Genomic DNA, 13,758 nt, shown 5'->3' with positions numbered 1-13,758 from the left:
GGGACGGGTCGATGGCTGTGATGCCGCTGTTTTTGCTGGTCGCGGGGAGCGCGGCGGTCGCCGGGCTGGCACGCCGTACCCCCGTCCCCGCGCCGCTGCTGCTGGTCGCCGCGGGTCTCGCGGTGTCCTTCGTCCCGGGAATCCCGGACTACACCCTCGACCCGCACATCGTGCTGCCGCTGGTGCTGCCGCCGCTGCTGCACACCGCCGCGCTGGACAGCTCGTACCTGGACCTGCGGGCCAACCTGCGGCCGGTGGCGCTGCTGTCCGTCGGGTACGTGCTGTTCGCGACGCTGGCCGTCGGCGCGCTGGCCTACCTCGTCATCCCGGGCCTGCCGCTGACCGTCGCGCTGGTCCTGGGGGCCGTCGTCGCCCCGCCGGACGCCGTCGCGGCCACCGCCATCGCCCGCCGGCTCGGGCTGCCGCACCGGATCACCACGATCCTGCAGGGCGAATCGCTGTTCAACGACGCCACCGCGATCACCGCGTACAAGGTGCTGCTCGCCGCGGCCCTCGGTGCCGGCGCCACCTGGGGCAACGGGATCAAGGAGTTCGCCGTCGCCTCGCTGGGCGGCATCGGGATCGGCGTCGTCCTGATGGTGCCGCTGCACTGGCTGCGCGTCCGGCTGCGCGAGTCGGCGCTGCTGGAGAACACCCTCTCGCTGCTCATCCCGTTCTTCGCCTACGCGGCGGCCGAGCAGCTGCACGCCTCCGGGGTGCTCGCCGTCGTCGTGGTCGGCCTCTACCTGGGGCACCGCTCCTGGCAGGTCGACTTCGAGACCCGGCTCCAGGAGGAGGCCGTGTGGAAGGTGGTCTCCTTCGTGCTGGAGTCCGCCGTCTTCGCGCTGATCGGGCTGCAGCTGCGGGTCGTGCTGCGCGGGCTGGGGGAGTTCGGCGCGGCGCAGGCCCTCTGGTACGCGGTCGTGATGTTCCTCGCCGTGGTCCTGGCGCGCTTCGTGTGGGTCTTTCCCGGGACCTATCTGCCGCGCGTCCTGTCGGCCCGGATCCGGGCCCGGGAGCCGGACACCAACTGGAAGTCGCCGGTCGTGGTCGGCTGGGCCGGGATGCGCGGTGTGGTGTCGCTGGCCATCGCGTTCTCCCTGCCGTCCACCGTGCCCGGCGGCGGCGCCTTCCCGGCCCGCAACCTCGTGCTCTTCCTGACCTTCACCACGGTCATCGCCACCCTCGTCGTCCAGGGGCTGACGCTGCCGCCGCTGATCCGCGCGCTGAAACTGCCGGGCCCGGACCCGCAGCGGGAGACGCTCGCCGAGGCGCAGGCGCAGAACGCGGCCTCGCGCGCCGCCGAGGAGCGGCTGGAGGAGCTGCTCGGGGACGAGCGCAACGCCCTGCCGGGGCCGCTCGCCGACCGGCTGCGGACGATCATGGAGCGGCGCCGCAACGCCGTGTGGGAGCGGCTCGGCGCGGTCAACGAGGTGACCGGGGAGTCGGCCGACCAGACCTACCGGCGGCTGGCCCGCGAGATGATCGACACCGAGCGGCGGGTGTTCGTCCACCTGCGGGACTCCGGCCGGATCGACGACGAGATGCTGCGGACGCTGCTGCGCCGGCTGGACCTGGAGGAGGCGGCGGCCTACCGGGAGGAGGCTTCGTAGGGCGTGCCGCGCGCCGGACGGGACTGTGCGGACGCGCCCCAGGGGCTCACGGGGTGCCGGTGATCACCGCGGCGACCGTGCTGCCGGGGGCGAAGACGCCCTCGCCGGCCAGGGTCGTCAGGCCGTACAGCAGCTTGGCGACGTAGATCCGCTCCACGGGCAGCTGGTGCCGGTCCTCGAAGGCGTCCGCGAACGCGTCGAGTTCCGGGGTGCGGCGGGCGTATCCGCCGCAGTGGAAGCGGCCGTCCAGCGTCCAGTCGCCGCGCGGCCCGCCGAACGCCGCGCGCTGCAGTTCCTCGACCGTCCCCCCAAGGAAGTGCGGGTCGCCGCCCTTGAGCACGGGCACGCCCAGGGCGCGCTGCCCCGGCCCCAGCCCCGCGGCCAGCCCGGCCAGGGTGCCGCCGGTCCCGCAGGCCACCGCGACGGTGTCCGCGGCGCCGCGCAGCTCCCGGCCCAGCTCGGCGCAGCCCTGCGCGGCGAGGGCGTTGCTGCCGCCCTCCGGTATGACGCGGAACGCGCCGAAGAGGTCGTGCAGGGCGGCGCGTATGTCCGGGTCGCCGGTGCGGCGGTAGCGGGCCCGGTCGAGGAAGTGCAGCCGCATGCCGTCGGCGGCGCAGCGGGCCAGGGACGGGTTGAGCGGCGCCCCGGCGAGTTCGTCGCCGCGGACGACGCCGATGGTGGCGAAGCCGAGCAGCCGGCCCGCCGCGGCGGTGGCCCGCAGGTGGTTGGAGTAGGCGCCGCCGAAGGTCAGCAGCGCCCGGTCGCCCGCCGCGGCGGCGGCGCGCAGGTTCGGCGCCAGCTTGCGCCACTTGTTGCCCGGCAGGTCCGGGTGGATCAGGTCGTCCCGCTTGAGCACCAGCCGTATGCCGAGGCGTGCGAACGGCTCGTCCTCGATCTCCTGGAGGGGCGAGGGCAGGCGCGGGCGCAGGGTGTGCGGATCCGGCGGCGGGCCGGGGGCGGTGCGGGTCACGCCGCCCATTGTCCCGGGCGCCGCGCGGCGGGCGCCTTCGCCCCGGGCCCGCCCCTGGCCGGGGCGCTACCCGCTCGTGTGCAGGAACCCGTCGCCGTGCGCGTTGACATGCGCCTCCAGGGTGTTGAGCGCGTCCTGGGTCGCCTCCGGCGAACCGCTGCCCCGCCGCTCGGCGAAGTACGCGGCGCCCAGCTTTCTCAGCAGGTCGTTGCCGGCGCGGTTCTGCTGCACCTCGTCGACCTTCTGCTTGCCCTGCGCCAGCCCCTGCCGTGCCTGCTCCTTGGCGCGGTCGAGAAACCCTGACATGTGCCACCTCCGTGAGGTCCGTGTCGTAAGGGATCAACGGCGCGGACGGCCGTGGGGTTCCCGTGCCAGGCTGGGGCATGTGGGCGAAGAGCGCGACACGGATGAGCCACCCGGCGTACCCGCCGGGTACCGCGAGCGGGCGTCGCGGCTGGCGGGCGCGGTGCTGTGGACGCGTACCGCCCTGCCCTCGGACCGGCCGGTGCTGCCCGACGGCTGTACGGACCTGATCTGGAGCGAGGGCCGGCTGCTGGTCGCGGGACCGGACACCGGGCCGCACCTCCCGGAGGGCGTCGTGCCCGGCACCCGCCATGTGGGGCTGCGCTTCGCGCCGGGCCAGGGCCCGGCCGTCTTCGGCGTACCGGCCCGTGAACTGCGCGACCAGCGGGTGCCCTTGGCGGACCTGTGGCCCGCAGGACGGGTGCGGGCGCTGGCCGGGCGGCTGGCGGGGGCCGGGGAACGAGGCGGCGGGGGCGGCATCGGCCGCCTCCTGGAGGAGACCGCCGGGGCCCGCCTCCAGGACGCCGCCGCGGCCGGGGACCGGATCGCCGCCGTCGCCGCGGCGCTCGCCCGCGGCCGTCCCGTCGCCGAGGTGGCCCGCTCCGTCGCGCTGAGCGAACGCCAGCTGCACCGGCTCAGCCTGGACGCGTTCGGCTACGGCCCCAAGACCCTGACCCGGGTGCTGCGGCTCGTCCGGGCGCTCGACCTGGCGCGCTCCGGGATGCCCGGCGCACAGGTCGCGGCGCTCGCCGGATACGCGGACCAGGCGCATCTCGCCCGCGAGGTGAAGTCGCTGGCGGGGGCCCCGATGGGGGCGCTGCTCGCCCCGGGTTAGCGTGTCCGTCATGGACTACCAGGCCGTTCTCGAAGAGGTAGCGGCCCACGCCAGGCCGTACGCGCGACAGGGCAGGGTCGCCGACTACATACCGGCCCTCGAACGGGTGTCGGCGGACCGCTTTGGGATCGCGGTGGCCGACATCCACGGCGACGTGTACGGCGTCGGCGACTGGGAGACCCCGTTCTCGGTCCAGTCCATCTCCAAGACCTTCTCGCTGGCGCTGGTGATGGCGCAGAGCCACGACGGCCACGACGACATCTGGCGGCGGGTGGGCCGCGAGCCGTCCGGCACCCCGTTCAACTCGCTGGTCCAGCTGGAGGCGGAGAACGGCATTCCGCGCAACCCGTTCATCAACGCGGGCGCGCTGGTGGTCACCGACCGGCTGCAGACCCTCACCGGCGACGCCAGCACCTCGATGCTGCACTTCCTGCGGGAGGAGAGCGGCAACCCCGACCTCGCCTTCGACCAGGCGGTGGCCGACTCCGAGGCCGACCACGGCGACCGCAACGCCGCGCTGGCGCACTTCATGGCGTCCTTCGGCAACCTGGAGAACCCCGTCCCCAGCGTCATCGAGCACTACTTCTGGCAGTGCTCGATCGAGATGAGCTGCCGGGACCTGGCCGTCGCCGGCGGATTCCTCGCCCGCCACGGGCTGCGCGCCGACGGCAGCCGCCTGCTGGAGGCCCGCGAGGCCAAGCGGATCAACGCGGTGATGCTGACCTGCGGGACGTACGACGCGGCGGGGGAGTTCGCCTACCGCGTCGGGCTGCCCGCGAAGAGCGGCGTCGGCGGCGGCATCATCGCCGTGATCCCGGGCCGCTGCACGCTGTGCGTGTGGAGCCCCGGGCTCGATGCCCGCGGCAACTCGGTGGCGGGCGCCGCGGCCCTGGACCACTTCACGACGCTGACCGGCTGGTCGGTGTTCTGACCGGCTTTCCGGCGGGCCCGCGCGGGTCCTCGGGCCGCCGCCCGGCGGCCCGGTGCCGTTGTGGCAGCCGGGCGGCTGGCGCATCGTGGGCGTAGGAGGTGCACCGCCATGGAGCACGAGATGCGCGCCGAGTACGAGGAAGGCGTCCTGCCGCACGCGGACACGCCGGTGAAGATCTGGCACATGGTGCGGCTGGAGGGCACCACCGCGATGTGCGGACGGGACCTGGCGCCGGCCGCCGCCACCCAGACGGCCGACGTCTGGGGCACGCCCCGGGGGGAGCCGTTCTGCCACAGCTGCGGCGCGCTGTACCTGCGCGAGCACCCCGGGGACATCGGCTAGGAGCCCGCGTCCCCCACCCGCCTCCTACGGCAGCGGAGTCCTACGGCAGCGGTGCGAAGAGGTCGACCCCGTGGCCGTCCGGGTCCTGGACGACGGCGTAGCGCTGCCCCCAGAAGGCGTCCCACGGCGGCTTCTCGCCCTTGTAGCCCGCGGCGGTGAGTTCCGCGTAGACCGCGTCGACGCCGGCCGGGTCCGCGCACTCGAAGGCCAGCCCCGTCGGCGTGCCGCCCTGCGGCGGCGTCCAGTCCGGGTCGACGGCGCGGGCGGTCGCGTAGCTGTCCCACATCAGGCGCAACCCGCCGGGGAGCCGGGCCTCGGCGTGCGGGGCGCGGTCCGCCTCGGCGGGGATGTCCAGGCCGAGGCGGCGGTAGAAGGCGAGGGCCGCGGCCATGTCGGCGACGACCATGCCGATGGCGGCGAACCGTGGTGCGGACGGGGCGGGGGAGGAAGAAGTGGTGGTCATGCGGCGAGCGTAGGACGCCCGCCGTGCCGCGGTCTTGAACGAATCGGACGCGCCGCGGCCCGTCTCAGGCGCGCTGCCTCACGGGCACTGGATGACCTGGCCCGCGTACGAGAGGTTGCCGCCGAAGGCGAACAGCAGCACCGGGGCGCCGGAGCTGATCTCGCGGCGTTCGACCAGCTTGGACAGGGCGAGCGGCACGGAGGCCGCGGAGGTGTTCCCGGACTCGACGACGTCCTTGGCGACCACCGCGTTGACCGCGCCGAGCCGCTCCGCGACCGGCTCGATGATCCGCAGGTTGGCCTGGTGCAGCACCACGCCGGCGAGGTCGGCGGGCGTGATCCCGGAGCGTTCGCACACCGTGCGGGCGATGGCCGGCAGCTGGGTGGTGGCCCAGCGGTAGACGGTCTGGCCCTCCTGGGAGAAGCGGGCCGGCTCGCCCTCGATCCGGACCGCACCGCCCATCTGCGGCACCGAGCCCCACAGCACGGGACCGATCCCCGGCTCGGGCGAGGCGCTGACCACCGCGGCGCCCGCCCCGTCGCCGACCAGCACACACGTCGAGCGGTCGGCCCAGTCCACGACCTCGGTGAACTTCTCCGCGCCGATGACCAGGGCATGGGTCGCGGAGCCGGCCCGGATGGCGTGGTCGGCGGTGGCCAGCGCGTGGGTGAAGCCGGAGCACACGACGTTGAGGTCCATCGTGGCGGGCGCGTCCAGGCCGAGGCGGGCGGCGACCCGGGCCGCGGTGTTCGGGCTGCGGTCGGTGGCCGTGCAGGTGGCGACCAGCACCAGGTCGATGTCCTGCGGGGCCAGGCCGCTGGCGGCCAGGGCCTTGGCCGCGGCGGCGGAGGCCATGGAGTCCACGGTCTCGTCGGGGGCCGCGACATGGCGGGTGCGGATGCCCACCCGGCTGCGGATCCAGGCGTCGTCGGTGTCGACGATCCTGGCGAGGTCGTCGTTGGTGAGCACGCCGGAGGGCTGGTAATGGCCGAGAGCCAGGACGCGTGACCCGGTCATGAATTCCCCTGTACGTGGGTGGGCGGTATGTCGACCAGTCTCACCCCTCGGCGACGGCCGGCGGCTGCGCGAACTGCCAATGTTCCGTCGCCAGAACTGGAGACAGTCGTCAGAACCGCCGGGATCCCGCCGCCGCCGGGCCCGCGGGGGCGCCCCGGACGGTGCGGGGCGCCCGGCGGGTGGCGGGACAGGTCCTTACGGGGCAGCGGCCCGGCTACCCGGCCTGTGCCCGGAAGCGGCGCAGCCGCAGGCTGTTGCCGACGACGAAGACCGAGGAGAACGCCATCGCGGCCCCGGCGATCATCGGGTTGAGCAGGCCGGCCGCGGCCAGCGGCAGCGCCGCGACGTTGTAGCCGAAGGCCCAGAACAGGTTGGTCCGGATGGTGCCGAGGGTCGCCCGCGCCAGCCGGATGGCGTCCGCGGCGACCCGCAGATCGCCCCGTACGAGGGTGAGGTCGCCGGCCTCGATGGCGGCGTCGGTGCCGGTGCCCATCGCCAGCCCCAGGTCGGCGCGGGCCAGGGCGGCCGCGTCGTTGACGCCGTCGCCGACCATGGCCACCGAGCGTCCCTCGGACTGCAGCCGTTCGACGACCGCCACCTTGTCCTCGGGGAGCACCTCGGCGATCACCTCGTCGATCCCGACCTCGGCCGCCACCGCCGCCGCGACGGCCCGGTTGTCGCCGGTCAGCAGCACCGGCGTCAGGCCCAGGTCCCGCAGCCGGCGCACCGCCTCGGCGCTGGTGGGCTTCACCGCGTCGGACACCACCAGCACCGCGCGGGCCGCGCCGTCCCAGCCGACGGTGACCGCGGTACGGCCCTCGGCCTCGGCCGCGGCCTTGGCGTCGGCCAGCCCGGACGGCAGCCGCTGCCCCGCCTGGTGCAGCAGCTGCGCGCGGCCCACCAGGACGCGGTGCCCCTCGACGACGCCCCGGACGCCCAGGCCGGGGACGTTCGCGAAGTCCTCGACGGCGGGCAGGGTGTCCGCCCCCGCGCCGCCGTCACCGGTGCGCTGTGCGGCACCGGCGGCGATGGCGCGGGCGACGGGGTGCTCGGAGGCGTGCTCCAGCGCGCCGGCCAGCCGCAGCGCCGTCCGCTCCGGGACGCCGTCGGCGAGGTGGACGCCGGTCAGCGTCATCACGCCGGTGGTGACCGTGCCGGTCTTGTCCAGGACGACGGTGTCCACCCGGCGGGTCGACTCCAGCACCTCGGGCCCCTTGAGCAGGATGCCGAGCTGGGCGCCGCGTCCGGTGCCGACCATCAGCGCGGTCGGGGTGGCCAGGCCCAGGGCGCACGGGCAGGCGATGATCAGGACGGCGACGGCGGCCGTGAAGGCGGCGACCGCGCCCGCGCCGGTGGCGAGCCAGCAGGCCAGGGTGCCCAGGGCCAGGACGATCACGAGCGGGACGAAGACCGCGGAGATCCGGTCCGCCAGCCGCTGGGCGGCCGCCTTGCCGTTCTGCGCGTCCTCGACCAGCCGCGCCATCCGGGCGAGCTGGGTGTCCGCGCCGACCCGGGTGGCCTCGACGACCAGCCGGCCGCCCGCGTTGACGGTGGCGCCGGTGACGGTGTCGCCGGGGGAGACCTCGACGGGCACGGACTCGCCGGTGAGCATCGAGGCGTCCACGGCCGAGGCGCCCTCCAGCACCGTCCCGTCGGTGGCGATCTTCTCGCCGGGCCGTACGGCGAAGCGGTCGCCGGGCTTCAGCGCGGCGACCGGGACCCGCACCTCCCGGCCGTCGCGCAGCACGGCGACGTCCTTGGCACCCAGCTCCAGCAGCGCCCGCAGCGCCGCACCGGCCTTCCGCTTCGCGCGCGCCTCGACGTAGCGCCCGGTCAGGATGAAGGTGGTGACCCCGGCGGCGGCCTCCAGGTAGATGCTGCCGCTGCCGTCGGTGCGGGCGATGGTCAGCTCGAAGGGGTGGGTCATCCCGGGCATGCCCGCGGTGCCGAAGAACAGGGCCCACACCGACCAGCCCAGTGCCGCGAGGGTGCCCATCGAGATGAGGGTGTCCATGGTGGCGCTGCCGTGCCGCAGGTTCGTCCAGGCGGCGCGGTGGAACGGCCAGGCGCCGTACGCGACCACGGGCGCGGCCAGGGTCAGCGACAGCCACTGCCAGTTGGTGAACTGCAGTGGCGGGACCATCGCCATCAGCACCACGGGGACGGAGAGGGCGAGGGAGATCAGCAGGCGCTGCCGGAGAGGGGCGAGGGCGTCCGCGCCGTCCGCGGTGCCGCCGTCCTCCGTGCCGCCGTCCTCGGTGCCGGTCTCCGGCTCCGGGGCGGGCCGGGGGAGCGCCGCGGTGTAGCCGGTCCGCTCCACGGTGGCGATCAGGTCGGCGGCCTCGACGCCGCTGCCGCCCGCGACGGTCACCTGGGCCTTCTCGGTGGCGTAGTTGACGGTGGCGGTGACCCCCTCCATGCGGTTGAGCTTCTTCTCGATGCGGGCGGCGCACGAGGCGCAGGTCATCCCGCCGATCTCCAACTCGACGCCGTGCTCTCCGACCGCGGTGGCCATGACTGCTCCTCGGTGTGCTGCGAGTGCGCTTCCCCCTGGGCAACGATATACCCCCCTAGGGTATTCCCGGGGTGGCGTCGCGGTGTGACATTCTCGCCTCCCCCTCTTCCGTCCCCTCCCCGCCGCCGTCCGGCGCCCCCGCCGCGCGGCTCACCCTGCCGCCCATCGCCCGCAAATAGGCGGCCAGTTCCGGCGGCTCGTGGACGGTGAACTCATGGCCCAGCGCGGCCAGCCGGAGCGCCAGCCACTCCAGCGAATCGGGGGCGCTGTGCCAGCGGCAGGTCGCCTCGTCGACCGCCACCACCTCGCCCGCCGCCGGTCCGCCCAGCCGGCCCGCCACCTCGGCGGCGGGCGCCCGTACGGTCGCCACCGCCCGGTGGGACGCGCTCAGCGACCGCATCCGCTCCCGGACGTAGGCGCCCGCGTCGGCGGCGGGCAGCGCGCGCGGCGCGGTCCGCACGCCGGTGGGGAACGGCTCGCTCAGCCGGTCCACCCGGAAGATCCGCCAGTCCTCGCGGTCGTTGTCGTACGCCACGAGGTACCAGCGGCGCCCCGAGGCGACCAGGCGGTGCGGCTCCACCAGGCGGGTGCCGCGCGGGCCGGTGCCCGCCCGGTAACGGAAGCGCAGCCGCTCGTGGTTGGCGATGGCGGCGGCGAGCACCGTCAGGTGTTCCGGGTCGACGGTCGGGCCGCCGGTCGCCGGCAGCGGGACGGTGGCCGTACCGAGCGTGCCCACCCGCCGCCGCAGCCGGGCCGGCAGCACCTGCTCCAGCTTGGCCAGCGCCCGTACCGACGCCTCCTCGATGCCCTCGACGGTGTGGCCGGCGGCCGAGCGCAGCCCGACCGCGATGGCCACCGCCTCCTCGTCGTCCAGCAGCAGCGGCGGCATCGCGGCGCCCGCGGCCAGCCGGTAGCCGCCCTCCGCGCCCATCGTGGCGTGCACGGGGTAGCCCAGGCCGCGCAGCCGCTCGATGTCGCGGCGGATCGTCCGCGAGGTGACCGACAGCCGCCGGGCCAGTTCGCTGCCGGGCCATTCGCGCGGGGTCTGCAGCAGGGAGAGCAGGTGCAGCAGGCGCGCCGAGGTGTCACTCATGGGACCGATGATGCCGCCGCCGCGTCCCGCCGCCGCGAGCGGCGGGTACCGGGCGTCCCCGCGCCGCCCCGCTGGGTAAAAACGGCCGCTCCGTCATACCGTTCACCCGCCCCCGCGGGCCATACTGGCCCGGTGTCGATGATCAGCAACCTCCGCAAGGCCGTCCGGCTGCCGCAGCCGCGCACCCGGGGTGTCGACCTCAGTCACCCGGCGCGCTCGCCGCTCGGCACCGCCGTGGTGAACTGCGCCGTGTACGTGGACGGCGTGCGGCAGGACGGCGACCACCCCGCCGACGCGGCGATCCGCCGGGTCCGCGAATCCGGCAGCGGATTCGTGTGGATCGGGCTGCACGAACCGTCGGAGAAGGAGTTCGCCGGGATCGTCGAGCTGTTCGGGCTGCACCCGCTCGCCGTCGAGGACGCGGTCCACGCCCACCAGCGGCCCAAGCTGGAGCGCTACGACGACTCGCTGTTCACCGTGTTCAAGACGGTCCGCTATGTCGAGCACGACCGGCTCACCGACACCAGCGAGGTCGTCGAGACCGGCGAGATCATGGTCTTCACCGGCACCGACTTCGTGATCACGGTCCGGCACGGCGGGCACGGCTCGCTGGGCCCGCTGCGCGAGCAACTGGAGTCGGTGCCCGAACAGTTGGCGCTCGGCCCGTCCGCCGTGCTGCACGCCGTCGCCGACCTGGTCGTGGACGACTACCTCGACGTCACCGCCGCCGTCTCCATCGACATCGACGACGTCGAGAGCGAGGTCTTCTCGGAACGCGGCAGCGGCGGCGCGGGGCGGATCTACCAGCTCAAGCGTGAGCTGCTGGAACTCAAGCGCGCGGTGGCCCCCTTGGACCGGCCGATGCAGGAGCTGGCGACCCAGCCGATGGCCCAGGTCGAGCCCCGCATCAAGACGTACTTCCGGGACGTCGCCGACCACCTCGACCGGGTCACCGAGCAGATCACCGCCTTCGACGAACTGCTCAACTCCATACTCCAGGCCCACCTCGCCCAGGTCACCGTCGCTCAGAACGAGGACATGCGCCGGATCAGCGCCTGGGTCGCGATCCTGGCGGTGCCCACCATGATCTGCGGTGTGTACGGCATGAATTTCGACCATATGCCGGAAAAGCACTGGGTGTTCGGTTATCCGCTGGTCATGGCCGTCATCGTGGGCCTGTGCTGGGTGATCCACCGCGGCTTCAAGCGCAACGGCTGGCTCTGACGCCGGTCGGCGGGGCGGGCGGGGCCGGACCGGTCCCGTGACGCGGTCTCCCGGGACCGCCGGGTGCCGGTACGGGTGAAGTAAAGAGAAAGTCGCGAAAGGTCATGGCGTGTTAAAGGCATTGTGCCGACGCGCCGGATAGACATGCCCTGACCAGTTCCCCGGCGGACGGGACGGCACGGCGCCGGGCGTCTTCGCGCGCCCCCGGACACCGGCCGCGGCCCCCGCCGGCCCCGTGAGGAGAGCACTTTGCGGTACGGACAAGCACTGCGCGACGAGATCGCCGCCCAGGGGACGACGCCGCTGATCGGCGTCCACGACATGTACTCGGCCTCCCTCGCCGCCCCGCACTACAACGGCTTCTTCGTCTCCGGCTTCGGCTTCGCCGCGTCCCACTACGGGCTCCCGGACATCGGGTTCATCGCCTGGCCCGACATGGTCGCCTTCGCGGAGCGGCTGCGCGGCGCGTTCCCGCGGCACCACCTGCTGGTGGACATCGACGACGGCTACGGCGACCCCGAGGTCGCCTGCCACGTGGCGCGGCGCCTGGAGCGGGCCGGCGCGACCGGGGTGATCCTGGAGGACCAGAAGCGGCCGCGCCGCTGCGGCCACGCGGACGGCAAGCTGCTGCTGCCGCTGGAGGAGTACCTGGAGAAGCTGGAGGCGGTGCTGGCCGCCCGCACCGACCTGCTCGTCGTGGCCCGCACCGACGCCACGCAGGAGGACGACATCCTGCGGCGGGCCGCGGCGCTGGCCGCCACCGACGCGGACGTGGTGCTCGTCGACGGGGTGCGCAGCGTCGAGGCGATCCGCCGGATCCGCACCGTCCTCGGGGACAAGCCGCTGCTGTTCAACCAGATCGCGGGCGGCAAGTCCCCGCGGCTCTCCCTGACCGAACTGACCGCGCTGGGCGTCGACGCGGCCATCTACAGCACCCCCTGCCTGTTCGCCGCGCACCGGGCGATGCAGACCGCGCTGGCCGAGCTGAAGTTCGCGGACGGGCGGCTGCCCGACACCGGGGACGGCGGCGAGATCGGGGTCAAGGAGGCCACCGAGCTGCTGGCCAGGAACCTCGGGCGGAGCCACCGCGCGCACGAGGCCGTCCCGGTGTGACCCGCGGGACGGGGCACCGGGACCCGCCCCGGAGCCCCGCCGCTCCCCGGCGCGGCGGGGCCCTCCGCGCGGCGTTAGCCTGAGGTCGGCGATGATCTCGGGAGCGTGATGGACGAGCGAGGCCGCGGAGCGGCGCCCTGGCGGGGGCAGGGAGCGGTGATCGGCGTGGTGGCCGCGGGCGGCGCGATCGGCGCCACGGCCCGGTACGGCGCCGCGCTCCTGTGGCCCACGGCGAGCGGCGCCTTCCCCTGGACGACCCTCACCGTCAACGCCGTCGGCTGTGCGCTGATGGGCGTCCTGATGGTGGTGATCACCGAGGTCCGGGCGGCCCACCGGCTGGTGCGCCCCTTCCTCGGCACCGGCGTCCTCGGCGGCTTCACCACCTTCTCCACCTACGCCGTCGACATCCAGCGACTGGTCGGCGGCGGGCGGCCGGCCGGCGCCCTGGCGTATCTCGCGGGCACCGTGCTCGTCGCGCTCGCGGCCGTATGGGGCGCGGTGACCGGCACCCGGGCACTTCTCGAACTGAGGCGGCGGACGGCATGACAGACGGCACGGCACTCCCGGGCGGCTCCCCGGCGCTACGGCTCACGGTCCTCGTCGGCGAGGAGGACGTCTGGCACCACAAACCGCTCTACGCGGAGATCGTGCACCGCGCCTGCCACGCGGGCCTGGCCGGGGCCAGCGTCTTCCGCGGCATCGAGGGCTTCGGTGCCTCGTCCCTCATCCACACCCAGCGCCTGCTGTCGCTGAGCGAGGAGATGCCGGTGGCGGTTGTCGTCGTCGACACCGAGGAGCGGGTACGGGCCTTCCTGCCGCAGCTGGCGGAACTCCTCGCGGACGGCGGGCTGGTGACCCTCGACCCGTGCGAGACGCTCTCCTTCCGGCGGACGGACGGGGCAGGACGCGAGGCGGGCGGACGCGGATGAACTGGCTGCTGGTGGTGGCCGGTGCCATGGCCGGGGCGCCGCTGCGCTTCCTCACCGACCGCTATGTGCAGTCCCGGCACGACACGGTCTTCCCCTGGGGCACCTGCACCGTCAACGCCGTCGGCTCCTTCGTCCTCGGCCTGCTGACCGGCGCCGCCGCGGCCGGTGCCGCCTCCTCGCACCTCCAGCTGCTGATCGGCACGGGGCTGTGCGGCGCCCTGACGACGTACTCGACCTTCTCCTACGAGACACTGCGGCTGGCCGCGGACCGGGCCCGGGGCAGCGCGGCGGCCAACGTCGTGGTGACCGTGGCGGCCGGACTGGCGGCGGCGTTCGCCGGGGTGGCCGCCGGGCAGGCGCTCTGGGGCTGACCCCGGGCCCGGACACACGAAAGCGGTGGGGCTCCGGGG

The 13,758-nt window shown here is 74.5% G+C and carries 15 protein-coding genes; 9 read left to right on the top strand and 6 right to left on the bottom strand.

What is annotated here, in order from left to right; genetic code table 11:
• Window positions 1–11 precede the first annotated feature (11 nt).
• On the top strand, window positions 12–1,613 hold the full coding sequence (locus K7396_RS12190; RefSeq protein ID WP_086720690.1) for a Na+/H+ antiporter: 1,602 nt from the start codon (window positions 12–14) through the stop codon (window positions 1,611–1,613).
• Between the two features lie 46 nt (window positions 1,614–1,659).
• Here K7396_RS12190 and K7396_RS12185 read toward each other — a convergent pair whose 3' ends face one another.
• Both K7396_RS12185 and K7396_RS12180 read right to left on the bottom strand, forming a co-directional pair.
• On the bottom strand, window positions 1,660–2,592 hold the full coding sequence (locus tag K7396_RS12185) for a 1-aminocyclopropane-1-carboxylate deaminase/D-cysteine desulfhydrase (protein ID WP_086720689.1): 933 nt from the start codon (window positions 2,590–2,592) through the stop codon (window positions 1,660–1,662).
• Between the two features lie 57 nt (window positions 2,593–2,649).
• Window positions 2,650–2,889 carry a hypothetical protein gene (locus K7396_RS12180; RefSeq protein ID WP_086720688.1) on the bottom strand — a complete coding sequence of 80 codons (240 nt, stop codon included), beginning with the start codon at window positions 2,887–2,889 and terminating at the stop codon, window positions 2,650–2,652.
• A 79-nt stretch (window positions 2,890–2,968) separates the two neighbouring features.
• On the opposite strand from K7396_RS12180, the gene K7396_RS12175 reads away from it, so the two are divergent.
• From K7396_RS12175 to K7396_RS12165, 3 genes are all read left to right on the top strand, one after another.
• Window positions 2,969–3,721 (top strand): helix-turn-helix transcriptional regulator, encoded by a 753-nt coding sequence (locus tag K7396_RS12175; protein WP_223659891.1) that lies wholly within the window; start codon window positions 2,969–2,971, stop codon window positions 3,719–3,721.
• Between the two features lie 10 nt (window positions 3,722–3,731).
• A complete protein-coding gene (locus tag K7396_RS12170; RefSeq protein WP_086721762.1) occupies window positions 3,732–4,652 on the top strand; it encodes a glutaminase in 921 nt (306 codons plus the stop codon).
• Window positions 4,653–4,760: 108 nt separating this feature from the next.
• Window positions 4,761–4,994: a hypothetical protein gene (locus K7396_RS12165; RefSeq protein WP_086721760.1), complete on the top strand. Its 234-nt coding sequence runs from the start codon at window positions 4,761–4,763 to the stop codon at window positions 4,992–4,994.
• A 40-nt stretch (window positions 4,995–5,034) separates the two neighbouring features.
• Here the strand turns inward: K7396_RS12165 and K7396_RS12160 are convergent, their stop codons facing one another.
• The 4 genes from K7396_RS12160 to K7396_RS12145 all read right to left on the bottom strand — a co-directional run bounded on the left by K7396_RS12160 (window position 5,035) and on the right by K7396_RS12145 (window position 10,082).
• The gene (locus K7396_RS12160) at window positions 5,035–5,457 is read right to left on the bottom strand and encodes a VOC family protein (RefSeq protein ID WP_086721759.1); all 423 of its coding nucleotides are present in this window, start codon (window positions 5,455–5,457) and stop codon (window positions 5,035–5,037) included.
• Window positions 5,458–5,535: 78 nt separating this feature from the next.
• The gene (locus K7396_RS12155) at window positions 5,536–6,474 is read right to left on the bottom strand and encodes a beta-ketoacyl-ACP synthase III (protein WP_086721758.1); all 939 of its coding nucleotides are present in this window, start codon (window positions 6,472–6,474) and stop codon (window positions 5,536–5,538) included.
• Window positions 6,475–6,688: 214 nt separating this feature from the next.
• On the bottom strand, window positions 6,689–8,989 hold the full coding sequence (locus K7396_RS12150; RefSeq protein WP_086721757.1) for a heavy metal translocating P-type ATPase: 2,301 nt from the start codon (window positions 8,987–8,989) through the stop codon (window positions 6,689–6,691).
• A 55-nt stretch (window positions 8,990–9,044) separates the two neighbouring features.
• On the bottom strand, window positions 9,045–10,082 hold the full coding sequence (locus K7396_RS12145) for a helix-turn-helix transcriptional regulator (RefSeq protein WP_152104575.1): 1,038 nt from the start codon (window positions 10,080–10,082) through the stop codon (window positions 9,045–9,047).
• A gap of 138 nt (window positions 10,083–10,220) precedes the next feature.
• Here K7396_RS12145 and K7396_RS12140 point away from each other — a divergent pair, with 138 nt between their 5' ends.
• The 5 genes from K7396_RS12140 (at window position 10,221) to crcB (ending at window position 13,719) form a co-directional block, all read left to right on the top strand.
• A complete protein-coding gene (locus K7396_RS12140) occupies window positions 10,221–11,306 on the top strand; it encodes a magnesium and cobalt transport protein CorA (RefSeq protein WP_086717367.1) in 1,086 nt (361 codons plus the stop codon).
• A gap of 249 nt (window positions 11,307–11,555) precedes the next feature.
• Window positions 11,556–12,419 (top strand): isocitrate lyase/PEP mutase family protein, encoded by an 864-nt coding sequence (locus K7396_RS12135; RefSeq protein ID WP_086717368.1) that lies wholly within the window; start codon window positions 11,556–11,558, stop codon window positions 12,417–12,419.
• A gap of 108 nt (window positions 12,420–12,527) precedes the next feature.
• Entirely contained in the window at window positions 12,528–12,965 is a 438-nt protein-coding gene (locus K7396_RS12130) for a fluoride efflux transporter FluC (protein WP_086717369.1), read from the top strand.
• Complete coding sequence (locus tag K7396_RS12125) at window positions 12,962–13,348, top strand: DUF190 domain-containing protein (protein WP_086717370.1); 387 nt, start codon at window positions 12,962–12,964, stop codon at window positions 13,346–13,348. Before K7396_RS12130 ends, K7396_RS12125 begins: the two co-directional genes overlap by 4 nt.
• Window positions 13,345–13,719 (top strand): fluoride efflux transporter CrcB, encoded by a 375-nt coding sequence (gene crcB / locus K7396_RS12120; RefSeq protein ID WP_086717371.1) that lies wholly within the window; start codon window positions 13,345–13,347, stop codon window positions 13,717–13,719. The genes K7396_RS12125 and crcB overlap by 4 nt, the downstream gene beginning before the upstream one ends.
• Window positions 13,720–13,758 lie beyond the last annotated feature (39 nt).

The sequence above is a fragment of the Streptomyces angustmyceticus genome (assembly GCF_019933235.1).
In the GTDB taxonomy this organism is placed as follows: domain Bacteria; phylum Actinomycetota; class Actinomycetes; order Streptomycetales; family Streptomycetaceae; genus Streptomyces; species Streptomyces angustmyceticus.
Note: the sequence above shows the minus strand (reverse complement) of the source record. Positions and strands in the feature narration are given on the sequence as shown.